Source organism: Luxibacter massiliensis (genome assembly GCF_900604355.1).
GTDB classification, from domain to species: domain Bacteria; phylum Bacillota; class Clostridia; order Lachnospirales; family Lachnospiraceae; genus Luxibacter; species Luxibacter massiliensis.
Genome location: NZ_UWOE01000001.1, coordinates 1,401,632 through 1,416,137 on the forward strand (window position 1 = coordinate 1,401,632; position 14,506 = coordinate 1,416,137).

Consider the following 14,506-nt stretch of genomic DNA (forward strand, 5'->3'; position numbering starts at 1 on the left):
GAAAAAATATATTGTATTTTAGTATTAGAAACCGCCTGATGTTTTTAAGAAGTATCAAAGTTTTATCTAAAGTTATATTAGGATGCAAGGTATATAAGAGGAAAGGTGCTGGCAAAGAAGCGGCAGCTGGCGTGGGGTTTTTATTCATAGTCATTGTGGTGTTTTCCCCCGGGATAGAAAAGCTAAGGAGGAAGTGACTACGGAAGAAAGGGATTATATCTATATATTAGATGAAGATAAAATATGGCTGAAAGTTATGCTGCATGATATTTATTATATTGAAACTATTAAATCCAGCCATTACTGTGAAGTGGTTACAAGGGAGGGCAGAGGAAGGCTCCATGCGGATATCACTCCGCTGCAGAAGGAACTTCCCTGGTATTTTTTTAAAACCCGGGCATCTACGCTTGCAAATCTTAAGCTGGTTGGCAAAGTAGATACAGCAAAGAGGATTTTATATTTTGATGACCTGGTATCCTGTACATATACAGAGAGAGTGGCTAAAGAATTGAAAAGGATTCTGAGGCTGAAAAGCTACAGAAGATATGGAGGAATGACAGATGAAGATCACACAGATGCTTCCCTTTGAGAGGAATCGGTATTATTACGGGAAAATGCTTACATCTCAGGATTTCAGGGCAGAGCAGCAGTATATGAACAGTAAAAGGATGTTCCTGAACCAGATGGTTTTTGGCAGTGGAGTTCTGTGCGGACTGAGTGTATATAAGCTAGATGATTTTTCTGTTCTTGTGGAAAGCGGGACAGCAGTGGATTCTCTGGGGCGGGAGATTATATTGGACAAATCCGTTGTTAAAAAACTGACTACACTGGAAGGATACAGAGAAGATGGGGACAGCTTATGCCTGTGCCTGTCTTATCAGGAGGAAGAAACGTTTCCTGTATACGCAGTCAACCGCAAGGAGGAACAAGCCGAGTATGAGAATAACCGGATTCAGGAGAGATACAGACTTTTTCTTGCAGATACCCACAGTACGGGACATAACTTCAGCCTAGACTCAGAATTTTTTGTGGAAGCTGAGCTTTCCAGAGATACGGATTATGTGGCCAGAATCCGGATGCCGGCCAATGCCTGCCGGGGAAGGAAGTTCAGGATAGTCCTAGAGGTGGTAAAGTTATCAGACAGAAAGAAAGAGCTGAACCTGTCCTATATGCTGCAGATGCCGTGCTTTTGCCGGGCAGGCCATGAAAGAAGCATGGAGATAGAGGAGACAGTGAAGATTGATAAAAAGGGAGGGCAGCGTAGCTTTCATTACTGGATAAAGGCAGAAAATACAGAACTCAAGGAAACAAGCATATTGATCAAACCAAAACAGGGAACTGTGCAGGAACTGAAGGTGTTTTTGACAAATGAGGAACCAGAAGAACTTATACGCTGTTCTCTGGGAAGGCCAAGCCTGGAAATCAGAGAGGCGGGAAAAGAAGATACCTGCATCCCTCTGGCAGACATTTTCCTGAAACATACAAAGACTGCCTGCATGATTGACTATATTGAGGAGAAGAATGTAAAACATTATGTGGATCTTCCAAGTGAAGTGAAAATAAGACAGGATTATCTGTCTTATTACGGAGGCAGTGAAGGTTCCCTGTATCCTGGGAAGACGGCAGAAGAGACGGCAGAGGAGGACGCCTGTCAGGAAGAGGCTAAGGCAAAGGAGCCAAATGGGGAGGAAGGGAAAGAAAACCCCCCAATAGTACAGGAAGAGGAACATAGAATGATGCCTGCAGAAACCGGGGAGGTGCAGGCTCTGTCCCAGATGCCAGGAGAGGAGGGGGACAGGCAGGTAAAGGGCGGGATACTGGAAATACCACTGGAGCAAAGAATGAAAAAAGGGAGCATATGTTTTTCTGAAGAAATCAGCCACGGGTTGGGGCCGGGCAGCGTATATGTGGCTGTGGGAATCGACGAACCAGAAGAAGGGGCCCATGCAAAGAGGAAGATACAAAGTACGATATACGGAGACATGGAACTATTTGAGGGGCAGAATCCCTCACAGACATCTGTGAGGACAGCCGTAAAAGTATGGGAGGAAAAGGGGAGTTTCCAGGTGGCTGCCAAGCTTGCCAGAGAGCAGAATACAGTGCTTTTGTCCCTCCACTGGATTGCTTTCCGGATTCCAGGCACACGGACGGGCACAGGCCTGAAAGAAAATAATTCTGCACAGATTAGGCCCAAGACAGTGACTATACATCTAAAATGCAGGGAAAAGCACTTTTTTGCTGTACAATTCCACAATATGCCGCCCTGCCGTCTGCGCTACGAGCTGACCGAGGAGGGCAGCGGCAGAATAGAAGAGGACGGTACTTACACAGCACCTAGGAAAGCCGGAGTATATGAGGTAAAAATTTCATGTGAAGAGTATCCAGAAATTTGTACTTATGCGTATGCAGTGGTATCAGGCAAGTAGGAGGGGAGGAGGGGGAAATATGCTTTGCCAGGGAAAAACAGAAGAGTTAAGGGTGCTGGGGGTGCTCTTTAGAGGGCAGGCCAATGACGTACTACTCTGCCATAAAGGTGATCTGGCAGAAAGGGAAGAGCAGGGAGTCAGTGTCATATGGCAGGTAAAAAACAGGCAGGCAGTTAAGTACTTACTCAGGGAAGGAGACAGGCTCCCTTTTGAGGCCTGTGTCTCCCAGGGCGCCTATACTTGTTTTCTTATACCATACAGGGAACCCAGGCCTGTAGATAGATTTTGGGACGTGCAGATATCTGAAGAGAAAAGGGTACAGATGTGCAGGGAAATAGTCTGTCTGTGTATGACCTCAAGACTGCCCTGGCCGGTTCTCTATCTGCTCTTGAAAGGAGGCTGCCTTAATATAGGGAGGGATGACGCCTTATATTTTACCTATAATCTGGATCTGGCAGGGTTGAATGAGGAGAGGGGGGAACAGGACTGTGCGCAGCTCTGTGCGCAGCAGGTTCTTAGGCTGCTGCGCCCTGAGACAAAGCCTGAAAAAAGACTCTATGAGCTGGTGGCCAAGAAACTGGACAGGGCAAGGTACAGGACACTGTTTGATTTGTATTTAGAATGGAAATGGCCCTCCCCAAAACCTGGATGCCTAAAGCCTCCAGAAAAGCTGAAAAAGTGCCTGCTGTATATTCTTGTGATACTGGCATGCCTGCTGTTGGCGCTGGCTATAATTACAGTTGTTTCCGGGATGATGCTTGGCGAGCCGTTCCTGTCCCAAATATTCACGGAGACATTTAGAAGGATCGGCACGGAAAATTTGGGGAGGTGAGGCGCTTGCATAAATGGCTGGATATGACTCCAAAGCATGAGAAGGATTATTTTATATTTTTCCGGTGGCAGGTTGGAAGGAAGCTGGCCTTAATCATTTGCCTGGCTGTTATTGTATGCTGTCTGGCGGCCCTGCTTTTTTTCCATGCAGGGGCCATATCTGAAGACATAGGGGGATATCCTGTATTTGCCTATGACTCGCTTTTTTTAAAGTTCTATAGTGGGAATGCTGCGATACAGGCAAATGACGGCCATATTGCCTACTTGGGCAAGGTAAGTAAAGGGAGGGCAAACGGCAGAGGGACACTGTACGATGCCCAGGGCAGGATCATATATAAGGGGAATTTTGCCTCCAACGCCTACCAGGGGAACGGTACCCTGTACCATTCCAATATGGTAAGGAAGTACGAAGGGCAGTTTCAGGATGGGAAAAAGCAAGGGGCCGGGATACTCTACGGTGAGAATGGGACAGCCGTCTTTGAAGGCAGTTTTTATGAGGATGAAATCATCTATGAGGAACTGGTAGGGAGGCCTACCTCTGAAATTTCCAGTGCATATGCCGGGCAGCAGGCTTTATATATGGAAGCAGAGGACAGCAGTAAGATGTATGTATTTATGGAGGACATAGGAGCCATATATTGTGCCGTCAGCAAAGAAGGCACTTTGGAGGAAGGGTGGGCAGTAAAAAGTATATATGTGCTGGAAAGCAAAAAGCCATTTGAGGCTCTGGCTAAGGAGACGCCAGATGAGCCGGGGGAAGGAAAGTTACAGTATATGGGACAGACCCAGATGAACCTGGGAGATGCCCTGGCTTTTGAATTTGTACAACAGCAGAAGGACAGCGGTGAGGGGCAGCCAGAGGAGGAGAGGACGGGTAAAAGTCCTCTGAAAACCACAGGGATAGAAGCTGAGGAAGGCCTCCAGGGGGTATATGAGGTGAAGAATTATAATAAGGAAGAGATGTATATCTCTGTATACGAAAAAGAGGGTTTTCAATATACGTTTTTTAATTTAGACGAGGAAAGCAGTGGTGATACATGTCTATTTTATTCAATGGAATTACTGTAGGCGCTATGGCCGTATATTTTTCAGATGATATATAGGAGGGAATGAATGAGGAGAGAGATGCAGAAGAAAGTAGCGTATATTTTATGCTGTGTGGCGCTCTATACAGTTTGTTTGCCTATGCCTCCCCTAAAGTCTGCCGCTGTCCTTACTCTTTCTTTAGAACAGGCAAAAACACTGGCCCTCGCAAATAGTGACGCCTGTAAAAAGCTGCAGACAAAAATCAATCTGCAGAAAGTGAAATATGTGGAGGCAGTGAAATCAGTGGGGTTAAAGCAGAAAGATATGCTGACTTTCAGGTGGAACCCTCTTTTGGACTTTCAATTTCCAGAGCAGCCGGGCCTGACAGATTCTTACGAATGGCAGTATAAACCGGTGCAGATGCAATGTGAGCTGACTGCCCTGTGGCATGAACTAGAAGATACCCGCTATGAGACGGCAGAGCAGATTTCCAACCTGTATGCAGAGGCCTATATATGCCAGGAAAAAATAGCTTTTCTGGATGAGGCGCGGATCTCTCAGGAGGAAACCCTAGAGAGGAACAGAGCCAGAGTAAAAACAGGAGAGGCGAAGATAGCAGATGTGGAAAAAATGGAGGATTCCCTGGAAAAGCTGGTTACTGATGTAAGCCAGGCTATGCGTGAGATGGAAACACTGAAGAAAAAAATAACCGCCATGGCCGGAGTGGATGTCCGAATAGGGTACCGTTTCGAGAATCCCCTCATATCAGTAAGCCCTAACCGGGACGCCCTTCCCGCCCTTGTGGAGCATACGCTGGAAAATGACCATGGATATTATGAGGCGAAGCTGAATTCCCGCCTGGGACTGTTAAGCCTGGAAACCAATGAAAAGCTGATGAAACAGCACTATAAGGGGAAGATGGATTGGATCCAGTCCTATGTAGACCAGGCAAAAGAGGGGAAAGAGATCGATGGAGATGCCTTTCAGGCTGCCTATGACGCCTTTCTTGGAGAGATTGAGAAACCCTGGAACGGGGATATACGGATCCTGTTTATAAAAATTCCAAAGGACTGGTTTAAGGGGGAGCAGGATGGTGTGCGCTATATAGAGGACGACCCCTATATTTTATACACAGATGCTCTGGAATATGTGGATCTGAAAAATGAGGAGGATACAGTAAAATCTTCCCTAAAGACCAGCGTAGGTGACAGTTTCGAGGCTATTGTAACCACATGGAATTCTTATCTGTCCTTACAAGAGACGGCCGGAAAACAAGAGACGGCCATGGATAAAGCTTTGCTGCTCAACCGTCTCGGGGAATTGTCTTATGAGGGACTGAGGGCAGAGCAGGATGCCTATAAACAAGCTCAGATGGATGAACTGGAGGCATTGGGAGAGGTGAGCGCTCTTCTGTATTCCTTTGACAGGCTGACATGCGGGGGCATGACGAAATATATCAGCGGCCAGCTTACGGCCATGGAACCAGCTTACGGGGGAGACAGCTTTCTCAGTGCCGAGGAGCTTAATGGCGCTTCCTACTATATTAAGACAAGGGCAGAGGACCATGTATTTCTGTTTGGTATTGTAATACCAGAAGATTTCAGCCTGTCAGTCTCTTCCTTTGAACTGTGGGTCAATGGGACGCAGGTGGGAGAAAGGACAGAGGCAGGGCAGGAGCTTAAGCATTTGACCCTGGCACTGGATGGTATTGAAAAAGCAGCAGTCAGGTTATATGACGGAGAGAAATTTCTGGATGAGTGCCAGATAGACCCTGAGGCCAGCAGCGGGGAGCTGGAGATTACAGGAGGATATGAGATCGTGCCTGCCGGGTCAGGGCGGGCGGTGGCCACTTACACCTGTACCACTGACAAGATCCTGGGAATAACAGAAATTACTTTCAGGCCTTTGGCAGGAGAAAAAATAGCTTTTTATCAGATACAGGATTTAAATGGGATTGGGATGGGAGCCAGTACAGAAATCCCTATAGAAGAGTCCTTCTCCCATTTGTCTGTGGCGGCAGATGACTTAGAAAATATCAGGGCAGTTTTCTACGATGAGCGGGGAAATTTTTTGTATACGGCCAGGCTCAGGGAGACTACTATGGAAGCAGTAGCAGAGGAGGGATAGAAATCATGAGGAAGCAAAAGGGGCAGCAAAAATGCAGGCATCCGGGAAAACGGTATGCGGCGGCAGGTATTTTGACAGCGGCAGCCATATTTTCCGTGGTGCCAAAGATGTTAAGGGCTGGGTTTTATGAGGGGAGTGGGGTACATATCCGGCCAGATGAAGTGGAGAATGCAACTTTGGCTGTGGGCACACACCTTATCAGCCTGGAATCGCTAAACGACCATATTTATGAACTGGCAGTCCAATCTGCAGAGGAATCAGGGCAGCTGGATATATACTACAAATCAGAGCTGGCAGATGGCGCCTGGTATGAAATCAGTTCGGCGGTGTCACTGCAGGACATTACAGGGGAAGAAGGCAGGGTGGACAGCCAGGTGATTGCTGGTTTATTTTTTACATATCATACTTCTTTAGATGGAAACACCTATGACCTCCGTACAAATGAGGAGGTCAATATATTTGACATACAAGACCCTTATAACCTGCTCAAGCTTAAAGAACTCCAGGCTCTGGCCAATCAAAAAAAGGCCCTGGAAAAAAGTGGGGTGAATACACAGCTTCTGGATGAATTTTTTGAAGAAGATATAGAAAATGAAAAGACAAATGAGCTGGATGGCCAGATAGCCAGGCTTTATGAATACCGGCGAAGGCTGTCTGCTGGGGGCGGCAGTAAAGAGGCCATGGACACCATAGGCCGGATCATGGAAAAGGCAGATGCCGGCAGGCGATATGAGGCAGACTGTATAGCCATAGAAAAATTAAATGAACTGATGGATCAAGTATCCTCTGACAAAGAATTTTCAGCAAACTCTGACTTGACGGCAGCTTTGGGGAATAGTCTGAAAGAGCTTCAGGGAAGCGTAGATGCCCTGGATGCAGAGAGGATACTTACAGAGGATGCGGCGGCCCAGGATTTGGCTCTGGCACAGACTGAAAGGGAATTGGCAGAGGAGCTCATAGAAGCTGTAGAGACAGGGGATGATACGGCGGCCCAGGCGCTTAACAATGAGCTGGCCAGTTTATACCGGCTGGCAGAGGGGAAGGACAGGCACAGTGAGGATGTTAAGGCAGTGCTGGATAACCGGCTTCTTCCCAGGGCAAGGCAGTTGGCGGAAGAATCAGGAAGCCAGGCAGCGCAAAACGAACTAGATTACTTTGAAGCCATCAGGAAGCAGATGGATGGAGAAACAGAGGAAAACAAAGAGCTTTCAGGACTTTATGATGAAAAAGAGAAACTTTCTGCCCAGAAATTAAAAGCATTGGATGAAAAGGATCCAGAGGAAGCAAAGAAAATCGAGGCTTTGGAAACCCAGGTACAAAGCCAAATCCAGAAACTGGAGGCAGCCGGTGAGTATGCAGATGGGAGCGCTTCCCAAGGCATACAGGATAGGAAGACTGAGGTGCTGCATATTCTGGAGAATCTGCAGCAGGAGGGAGAAAACGCTGCAGATGTGGAAACTGCAAAAACAGCGCTGGAGGGTATCGGCGCACTATGCCAGGGCAGTCCCCAGGCCGCAGCAGAGGCATTGGAAGAAATTTACCAGAAACTGGCTGCCCTGTGGGCGATGGATGGGGATTCCCAGCCTATATATGAGGAGCTGCTGAACCAGACAGAAGGACTTCTAAGCAGCAGCCTTCCGGCTGTGCTGCGGGAGATACATGCAGATACCATCGCAGAGACAGTAGAAGAAATAGATGGAGTCTCTCTGGAGCGCGGGGATGCCAGAAAAAATGGCGCCGCCCTGGCAGGGATCGGCATGTTCTGCCAGCAGACAGAGACGGGCAGCGAAAGTCCAGCGGCGCTTCTTTTGGAAGCAAAGGCCAAATCCTTTGCAGGGGAGGAAGAAAGCTTTGTATTTTCTTTGCCTGGGACCCATCTTGGCAGTAATTATGCCCCGGCAGATAAGCTGGCGTATTTCTGCTCTATGCGGTACGTATGGAGAGAGAACCAAAAGCAGGCAGTGCTGGCTGGAGAAGAGGAGTATTATCAGTTTACTGCATTTTCAGATACAGCCATGGTGGGACAGGAGGAAAAAAAACTGGAGGAGCCGGTGCTGTTCCAGGCGGTCCTGTATATTCCTTCGGCTTTTGTGGAGGAACAGTTTTCCTGCCAAGTATATCCCCTGCCGGGGACAACCTACTGTGTGCTGCTGGATGATGATATGGCAGAGCTGGCTTCAGCAGTCTGTGACAGGCTTCTGGCTTTATAATATATTACAGCGGGGAAGGAGTAAGCTATATGGGGGCAGTGGTCGTACAGGGGGCAGTCCTGGCCTGTACCTTTGGCACAGCGCCAGGCACATTGATAGGGACTTCCCAGAGCATTTGTATGGCAGGCGGCAAGCCAGTGGCCACGATTCAGGATGTGGGGGCCTATGTACATATAGCGCCGTTTGGTATGTGTACATCCATGGCTAACCCACAGGTAGCTGCCGCCACGGCAGCGGCCCTGGGGGTATTGGCCCCACAGCCATGTATGCTGGCAGCAGCCGGCACATGGATTCCGGTAAAACCCGGGATCCTGACAGGGGGGATTCCCTGCCTGTGCAGTGAGTCGCAGTTGTTCTGTGGCAATGGCATGGGGATGATCAGCATAAAATCACCAGGACAAATGAAGGTGCTGGTATAGGAAAGGAGTTTGAAAATGGCAGAATATTTATCACCTGGAGTATATGTGGAGGAGTATGACAATTCTCCCCGGGGAATGGAGGGGGTGGGCACAAGCACAGCAGGCTTTGTGGGCCTTGCACAAAGAGGCGCGGTGAAAGGCGCCCCGGTGCTTGTCACTAGCTTCGCGGAATATGTCCGTAGGTTCGGCGGTTATTTAAGCGAGTTTGCCTTCGGAGAATACCGTTACCTTGCAGGGGCCGTGGAGCAGTTTTTCCAGAACGGCGGAACTAGGTGTTATGTGGCAAGGGTGATTCCCGCTGATGCCAGGACAGCTGCATTTAAGAATGAAGTGATTTCTATCAGCGCCGCCAGTCCAGGGAGCTGGGGGAACCGGGTGGTCCTGGAATTTTCCGAGATACTGAAGAAAAAGATGCAGCTGCTGGAAAAGAAGGAGGAGAATGTTTACATAGCCAAATCCACAGCAGGATTTGAGGAGGGAAGCCTGATAAAAGCGGGGGATGAGTATAACCGTATTGTCCGTATATTTGGAAATGAAATAACGTTTGAGTGTCCTTTTGCCGGCCAGGTGACAGATACAGGCTTGGTGCCGGAAAAACTAGCCTACCTTTCAGAGCTTGAGGTGCAGGTCCGGTATGAGGACGAGGTAGAAGTTTTCCAGGAGATGAGCCTTTATACTGCATCTGGAAATTATCTGGGACTCCGGCTCCAGGCCAGTGAACTTATCAGGCTGGAGGCAGATCCCCCTGCAGCACTTGTCTCGCCGGTAGAAGCCCTTTTGGGAGAAGGAGTGTCCACAGTCGTACTTGAAGGCGGGCAGGACGGCACAATGGAGCAGGTAAATGCAGAAACATTTATCGGGAAAGATAAGGGCCCTGGGGAACGGACAGGAATCCAGGCATTTCTGGAAAACCATATAGTCAGCATCATGGCAGTACCCGGAGTGACCATGCCGGATGTGGCTGTCTCCCTCATAGCACACTGCGAAAATACCCAGAGCAGGTTTGCTGTCCTGGACATGCCCAGGGATACATCAGATACAAAAAAGTTAATCGAATATAGAGAATTAGTAGACAGCACGTATGCGGCAATGTACCATCCCTGGCTGAAAAATTTTGACCGTTCCAACAAAAAGCCAGGTTATTTCCCACCGTCGGGAGCTGTTATGGGCGTATATTCCAGGACGGATATTCAGAGAGGGGTACACAAGGCGCCTGCCAACGAGACAGTCTCCTGTACAGGATTAAATATTAATTTTACAAAGGGTGAGCAGGACATACTGAACCCCGAGGGCGTCAATCTGATCCGTCCCCTTCCGGGCCAGGGAATCCGCATATGGGGGGCAAGGACGGCAGGCAGCAATGGGGCGTTTAAGTATGTAAATATCAGAAGGCTGTTTATTTATGTAGAGGAAAGCCTGCGGGCCAACACCGGATGGGTTGTATTTGAACCAAATGATGGGGCGCTCTGGAACAGGGTAAGCATTTCCATAAATGGTTTCCTCAACACGATGTTCAGAAATGGCATGTTTGCGGGAGCAACTCCGGAAGAAAGTTATTTCGTGGAAATTGGGCCCACAACCATGACACAGGATGATATCCAAAATGGCAGGCTGATATGCAATATAGGCATTGCACCGTCCAGGCCTGCAGAATTCGTGATTTTCCGCCTGACACAGCATACCTCTGAATCAGGGGCCTAGGAGTGGGGGCAGGCACATACTTGAAATAGTAAGAGAGAAAAGGAGTAGAGCATATGGCTAGATATAATAAGGATTCCGGTCTTTCAGTTCCACTGACTAAGATGAATTTTATTGTCACCGCCGGGGAGGCCACGGCAGCTTTTACTGAGGTCAGCGGAGTGGAAGCGAGTGTGGATGTGATTGAATTCAGGCAGGGCAATTCTAACAGCCTGGCGCCCATGAAGATTCCTGGGTTGGTGAAGCATGGGAATGTTACTTTGAAATATGGATGTACCCTCAACAACGATTTCCTGAAATGGGCGGCAGCCTGTGTCAGCGAGACGAGAAACGGGGACAACATACGTGAGGTCAATATTGAGCTGGTGGATATCAGTGAGAGTGCGCCTACAGAAGTTAAGAAAACAACATCGGGTTCCTGTATCTGGAAATTAAAGAATGCCTGGGTGACAAAATATTCTGCACCAGACTTAAACGCCACTGCAAATGAGGTGGCGCTGGAATCGGTAGAAATTGCCTATGAAGAGCTGGAAATCCCGGGCAGTGGGCAGTCCTAGAATAAGGGAGGGACAGGCAGAGAGAAAGATAAAAGAGGTGCAGGATGACAACAGTTTATGATTTTGAACTTCCCAGGGGGTATACAGACGAGAGAGGCGGCGTGCATAAGACAGGGAAGATGCGGCTTGCCACAGCGGGGGATGAAATAACTGCCGCCAGAGATCCCCGGGCCTTAAACAATCCCGCTTACTTGACTGTTATTTTACTGGCCCGGGTTATTACGGAGCTGGATGGGATTGAAACAGTGACAGGCACTTTGATTGAAGGACTTTATACAGCGGATCTTGCCTTTCTGCAGGATATGTACCAGAGGATCAATGATATGGAACCTCCAGTACAAAAAGCCGTTTGCCCCCATTGCGGGCAGCAGTTTGAAGTACCTGTAAATTTTACACAGGAGGGATAGGACTGTATCCTGAGGAAGAGTTATATAAGGAGATTTCTTTTATATCTTACTATTACCATTGGGGCAGGCAGGAGATTATGGAGCTGTGCCATGCTGAGCGCAGGCGGTGGTGCGGCGAGATTTCCTATGTCAATATAAGCAGGAATCCCTCCGACAAAAAAGAAAAAAATATTTTTGAATTGAGAGGCTGAAACAAAGGAGATAATCATGGCGCATGTATACAGAAATATGCACTTTCTGCTCTGCGTGGAAGGGACTGAGATACCACTGAAGAGCTGCAAAAGCTTTGCCCAGGAGGTGGAGTATGAGGGGATACAGGAGGGTGGGCTCAATGACAGGGTGCACTTAAGGAAGAAACCCCTATCCAAACCTTTTACTTTCCAGGCAGAGAGGTACGTGGGGCCCGGGTATACAGACCCCCTTCCTGCCGGGCACAGTCCTGAGGGGGAGATGGTACTCATGGTCAGCGACCAGGCCGGAACCTTTGCAGAACCCGCTGCACAGTTTTTATTCAGTGGGTGTGTGGTGACAGGAAAAAATTACAGTGAAGTGGACGCAGAGAGGCCAGGCCTGATTATAGAGACAACAACAGTAGCCTATGAGCAGATGCAGGTGAAATGGAAAGGGGGGATAGGATGATAACTCTGCGCAGAATAGGAAGTCCCCTGTGGAAGTATAATCCCGCAGGCGGTGCAGAATATTTTGCCCGGAAGATTATGGGGAATTATGAACTGCTCCCTCTGCACATTTCGGCAGAGGACATGATACATGCCATGCTCTCCCCCGGGAAAGGGCAGAGGGATGGGCAGGGACTTTCTGTGGCAAGCCAGCATATCCAGATCCGTCAGGATATGAATATGGAGGTAATAAACCAACTTCTGAACCGCCTGCACGTGTTTATGGATGGCAAGCCATGCTACCAGGATCAAGTATTTGTCTCTATGGTATTGAAAAAGCTGGGGATCCGTGGGCAAAAGGAATTTGTAGAACTTGTGGGCAAGGCGGCAGGGATTAGTGTCATGAGACAGAAGCTGTTTAAGCTGTGTAAAGACAACGAAAAACTGGCCCGGCGGCTAAAAGCAGCTGTAGAGATATATAGAAATAAGAGGTGGAAGAAGAAAAAACATGGGGAAGCATATACTGCTTTGGAGGCCAGATATTTTCTGCAGAACCTGGTCTGTGACAGGATTGGGCCAAACCACCTGCCCGAAAGATTCTGCGAGCTGATATACGTGCCGGCGGGATCTATGCATCCGGGGAGGAACGTTACAGAGGCAGCAGGTATCTGGGAATTTTGGGGAAGCCTGATGGCACTGAAGCTGAACCAGGATATTTTTGGCCCTGCGGGAATACAGATGTTCCAGGCCATGAATCCTTACGAAGGGAGACGGAAAGGAGAGAGTGGGTCAGAAAAGGATGTGAGGGCAGATCTGCTTTCTGCCATGCTTTTAAACCTATCCCGGGAGGCAGTTCTTTACCGGGAAAATGCCACAGGAAGGAATGGGGCCAGGGCGGGGACTGTCTGGATGAGGTTTCAGGAGGCTGTGGGCAAGAGCGGACGGCAGACAGCAGAACGGTTTTTCTATTATCACAGAACCCTGAAGAGGGCAGATATGGAGCACCACAGGGCACTTTTAGAAGTGCTCAGAGAGGGCTTCTTAAGAGAGGTGCGTATCCTGAATCATATACAGGATATGGCAGGGCCACACAGCCGGGGAGATGACAGGAAGGAATTGAAAAGGCTGCGCCGGATGGTGGCAGATATAGTCGGGGAAAGGCAGGAGGAGCTCCATGAGCAGCTTCTCTTTCAGACAGACAGGCTGCTGGATACAGTAACTGTGATAGAAAAAGACATCAGAAAACACCTTCAGTACATGGAGATCCAGTATATAACAGAGAAGCAGCCTGGGGTGATGGAAGTTGTGCCCCTTGTACATGTAAGGCGGGAGGGCACACAGGAAGCCTCAAAAGAGACAGGCGGCATACATCTGCCAGAAGGAGAAAATCGTCTTCAGCAGGACAGAACTTTCCAGACATGGGACTATACAGACAGAAAACAAATACGTTTGGATTTGACAGGACAGGGGAAGAAGGACGTGAGCCGGCTGGTGCAGGACCAGATACAGCAGCAGATGAATGTCCTGACGGATAAAGTATATACAAGGCTGGGACAGAGGCTGCTAAGCGAGAAAAAACGCAGAGGACTTTAAGGAAAGGGGGATCCAGGATGGAGCTTGAAAAGGCCTGCCTGCAGTTTATAGGTGCAAACAGAGGGGCAGATACAAGGGTAGAACAGCAGGCAAAAGCGGTACTGGCAAAGGGAAACCCAGGAAGTGGATATGAAAGGGCGGCCTCTATTTTTGAAGTCCAGTTTAACCCCACTGACCTAAGGTTTGCCACTGAGAGGGGGAGCAAGAAAGAAAAATTTGATTTTCAGCAGAGGAAGAAAAAGCAGTCAAGGCAGTCTTGCGTCCAGGAGTCCATACCCGGCATACACATGTCTGTCAGGCTGATACTGGATGGATTCCAAAGGCCCCGTCAGGCTGTACAGGAAGAAACTCAGGGACTGCTGGCCGCGGCCAGGGGAAGCGCTAGGAATCTGAAGGTTTCCTTTCATTGGAACACATTCTCGTTTACCGGCATTCTGGAGGATATTTCAGCGGAGTACAGTATTTTCGATGGGGAAGGATACCCTGCTCGTTCCAGTCTGGAAATAACCCTTGGCTGCAGTGGGAAGGGACAGCTGGCAGAACTTATGGACAAGGAGTATGTGGAACTGTTTCAGGGTACAGTAAGGTGACAAGA

14 protein-coding genes are annotated in these 14,506 nt (G+C 48.6%); all 14 read left to right on the forward strand.

The features are described 5' to 3' along the window. The first annotated feature begins 193 nt into the window (after window positions 1–193). Genes EFA47_RS06440 through EFA47_RS06500 form a run of 14 tightly spaced genes read left to right on the forward strand, consistent with a single transcriptional unit; the run spans window position 194 to window position 14,501 of the window. Window positions 194–589 carry a LytTR family transcriptional regulator DNA-binding domain-containing protein gene (locus EFA47_RS06440; protein WP_235853229.1) on the forward strand — a complete coding sequence of 132 codons (396 nt, stop codon included), beginning with the start codon at window positions 194–196 and terminating at the stop codon, window positions 587–589. Beyond that, entirely contained in the window at window positions 561–2,426 is a 1,866-nt protein-coding gene (locus EFA47_RS06445; RefSeq protein WP_122642521.1) for a hypothetical protein, read from the forward strand. The genes EFA47_RS06440 and EFA47_RS06445 overlap by 29 nt, the downstream gene beginning before the upstream one ends. Window positions 2,427–2,445: 19 nt before the next feature. Further along, a complete protein-coding gene (locus tag EFA47_RS06450) occupies window positions 2,446–3,258 on the forward strand; it encodes a hypothetical protein (protein WP_122642522.1) in 813 nt (270 codons plus the stop codon). 5 nt (window positions 3,259–3,263) lie between these two features. Further along, window positions 3,264–4,325 carry an MORN repeat-containing protein gene (locus tag EFA47_RS06455; RefSeq protein ID WP_122642523.1) on the forward strand — a complete coding sequence of 354 codons (1,062 nt, stop codon included), beginning with the start codon at window positions 3,264–3,266 and terminating at the stop codon, window positions 4,323–4,325. 45 nt (window positions 4,326–4,370) lie between these two features. Beyond that, entirely contained in the window at window positions 4,371–6,410 is a 2,040-nt protein-coding gene (locus EFA47_RS06460) for a TolC family protein (protein WP_122642524.1), read from the forward strand. A gap of 5 nt (window positions 6,411–6,415) precedes the next feature. After that, on the forward strand, window positions 6,416–8,620 hold the full coding sequence (locus tag EFA47_RS06465) for a stalk domain-containing protein (RefSeq protein WP_122642525.1): 2,205 nt from the start codon (window positions 6,416–6,418) through the stop codon (window positions 8,618–8,620). Between the two features lie 29 nt (window positions 8,621–8,649). Then, window positions 8,650–9,039, forward strand: a complete 390-nt coding sequence (locus EFA47_RS06470) for a DUF4280 domain-containing protein (RefSeq protein ID WP_122642526.1) — start codon at window positions 8,650–8,652, stop codon at window positions 9,037–9,039. A 15-nt stretch (window positions 9,040–9,054) separates the two neighbouring features. After that, window positions 9,055–10,740 carry a phage tail sheath family protein gene (locus tag EFA47_RS06475; protein WP_122642527.1) on the forward strand — a complete coding sequence of 562 codons (1,686 nt, stop codon included), beginning with the start codon at window positions 9,055–9,057 and terminating at the stop codon, window positions 10,738–10,740. A 53-nt stretch (window positions 10,741–10,793) separates the two neighbouring features. Further along, a complete protein-coding gene (locus EFA47_RS06480; RefSeq protein ID WP_122642528.1) occupies window positions 10,794–11,294 on the forward strand; it encodes a phage tail protein in 501 nt (166 codons plus the stop codon). A 44-nt stretch (window positions 11,295–11,338) separates the two neighbouring features. Continuing rightward, window positions 11,339–11,701 (forward strand): phage tail assembly protein, encoded by a 363-nt coding sequence (locus EFA47_RS06485; protein ID WP_122642529.1) that lies wholly within the window; start codon window positions 11,339–11,341, stop codon window positions 11,699–11,701. Window positions 11,702–11,742: 41 nt separating this feature from the next. Further along, window positions 11,743–11,892 carry a DUF6760 family protein gene (locus EFA47_RS20575; RefSeq protein WP_306438879.1) on the forward strand — a complete coding sequence of 50 codons (150 nt, stop codon included), beginning with the start codon at window positions 11,743–11,745 and terminating at the stop codon, window positions 11,890–11,892. Between the two features lie 16 nt (window positions 11,893–11,908). Beyond that, window positions 11,909–12,340 carry a hypothetical protein gene (locus EFA47_RS06490; protein ID WP_122642530.1) on the forward strand — a complete coding sequence of 144 codons (432 nt, stop codon included), beginning with the start codon at window positions 11,909–11,911 and terminating at the stop codon, window positions 12,338–12,340. Beyond that, window positions 12,337–13,911, forward strand: coding sequence for a hypothetical protein (locus tag EFA47_RS06495; RefSeq protein ID WP_122642531.1), 1,575 nt, complete (start codon window positions 12,337–12,339; stop codon window positions 13,909–13,911). The genes EFA47_RS06490 and EFA47_RS06495 overlap by 4 nt, the downstream gene beginning before the upstream one ends. Window positions 13,912–13,928: 17 nt before the next feature. Further along, window positions 13,929–14,501, forward strand: a complete 573-nt coding sequence (locus EFA47_RS06500) for a CIS tube protein (RefSeq protein WP_122642532.1) — start codon at window positions 13,929–13,931, stop codon at window positions 14,499–14,501. Window positions 14,502–14,506 lie beyond the last annotated feature (5 nt).

Bases quoted from the DNA above. Each gene is read 5' to 3' on its own strand.
- EFA47_RS06445 (WP_122642521.1), top strand. From the start codon at position 561: ATGAAGATCACACAGATGCTTCCCTTTGAGAGGAATCGGTATTATTAC.
- EFA47_RS06450 (WP_122642522.1), top strand. From the start codon at position 2,446: ATGCTTTGCCAGGGAAAAACAGAAGAGTTAAGGGTGCTGGGGGTGCTC.
- EFA47_RS06460 (WP_122642524.1), top strand. From the start codon at position 4,371: ATGAGGAGAGAGATGCAGAAGAAAGTAGCGTATATTTTATGCTGTGTG.
- EFA47_RS06465 (WP_122642525.1), top strand. From the start codon at position 6,416: ATGAGGAAGCAAAAGGGGCAGCAAAAATGCAGGCATCCGGGAAAACGG.
- EFA47_RS06470 (WP_122642526.1), top strand. From the start codon at position 8,650: ATGGGGGCAGTGGTCGTACAGGGGGCAGTCCTGGCCTGTACCTTTGGC.
- EFA47_RS06475 (WP_122642527.1), top strand. From the start codon at position 9,055: ATGGCAGAATATTTATCACCTGGAGTATATGTGGAGGAGTATGACAAT.
- EFA47_RS06480 (WP_122642528.1), top strand. From the start codon at position 10,794: ATGGCTAGATATAATAAGGATTCCGGTCTTTCAGTTCCACTGACTAAG.
- EFA47_RS06485 (WP_122642529.1), top strand. From the start codon at position 11,339: ATGACAACAGTTTATGATTTTGAACTTCCCAGGGGGTATACAGACGAG.
- EFA47_RS06490 (WP_122642530.1), top strand. From the start codon at position 11,909: ATGGCGCATGTATACAGAAATATGCACTTTCTGCTCTGCGTGGAAGGG.
- EFA47_RS06495 (WP_122642531.1), top strand. From the start codon at position 12,337: ATGATAACTCTGCGCAGAATAGGAAGTCCCCTGTGGAAGTATAATCCC.
- EFA47_RS06500 (WP_122642532.1), top strand. From the start codon at position 13,929: ATGGAGCTTGAAAAGGCCTGCCTGCAGTTTATAGGTGCAAACAGAGGG.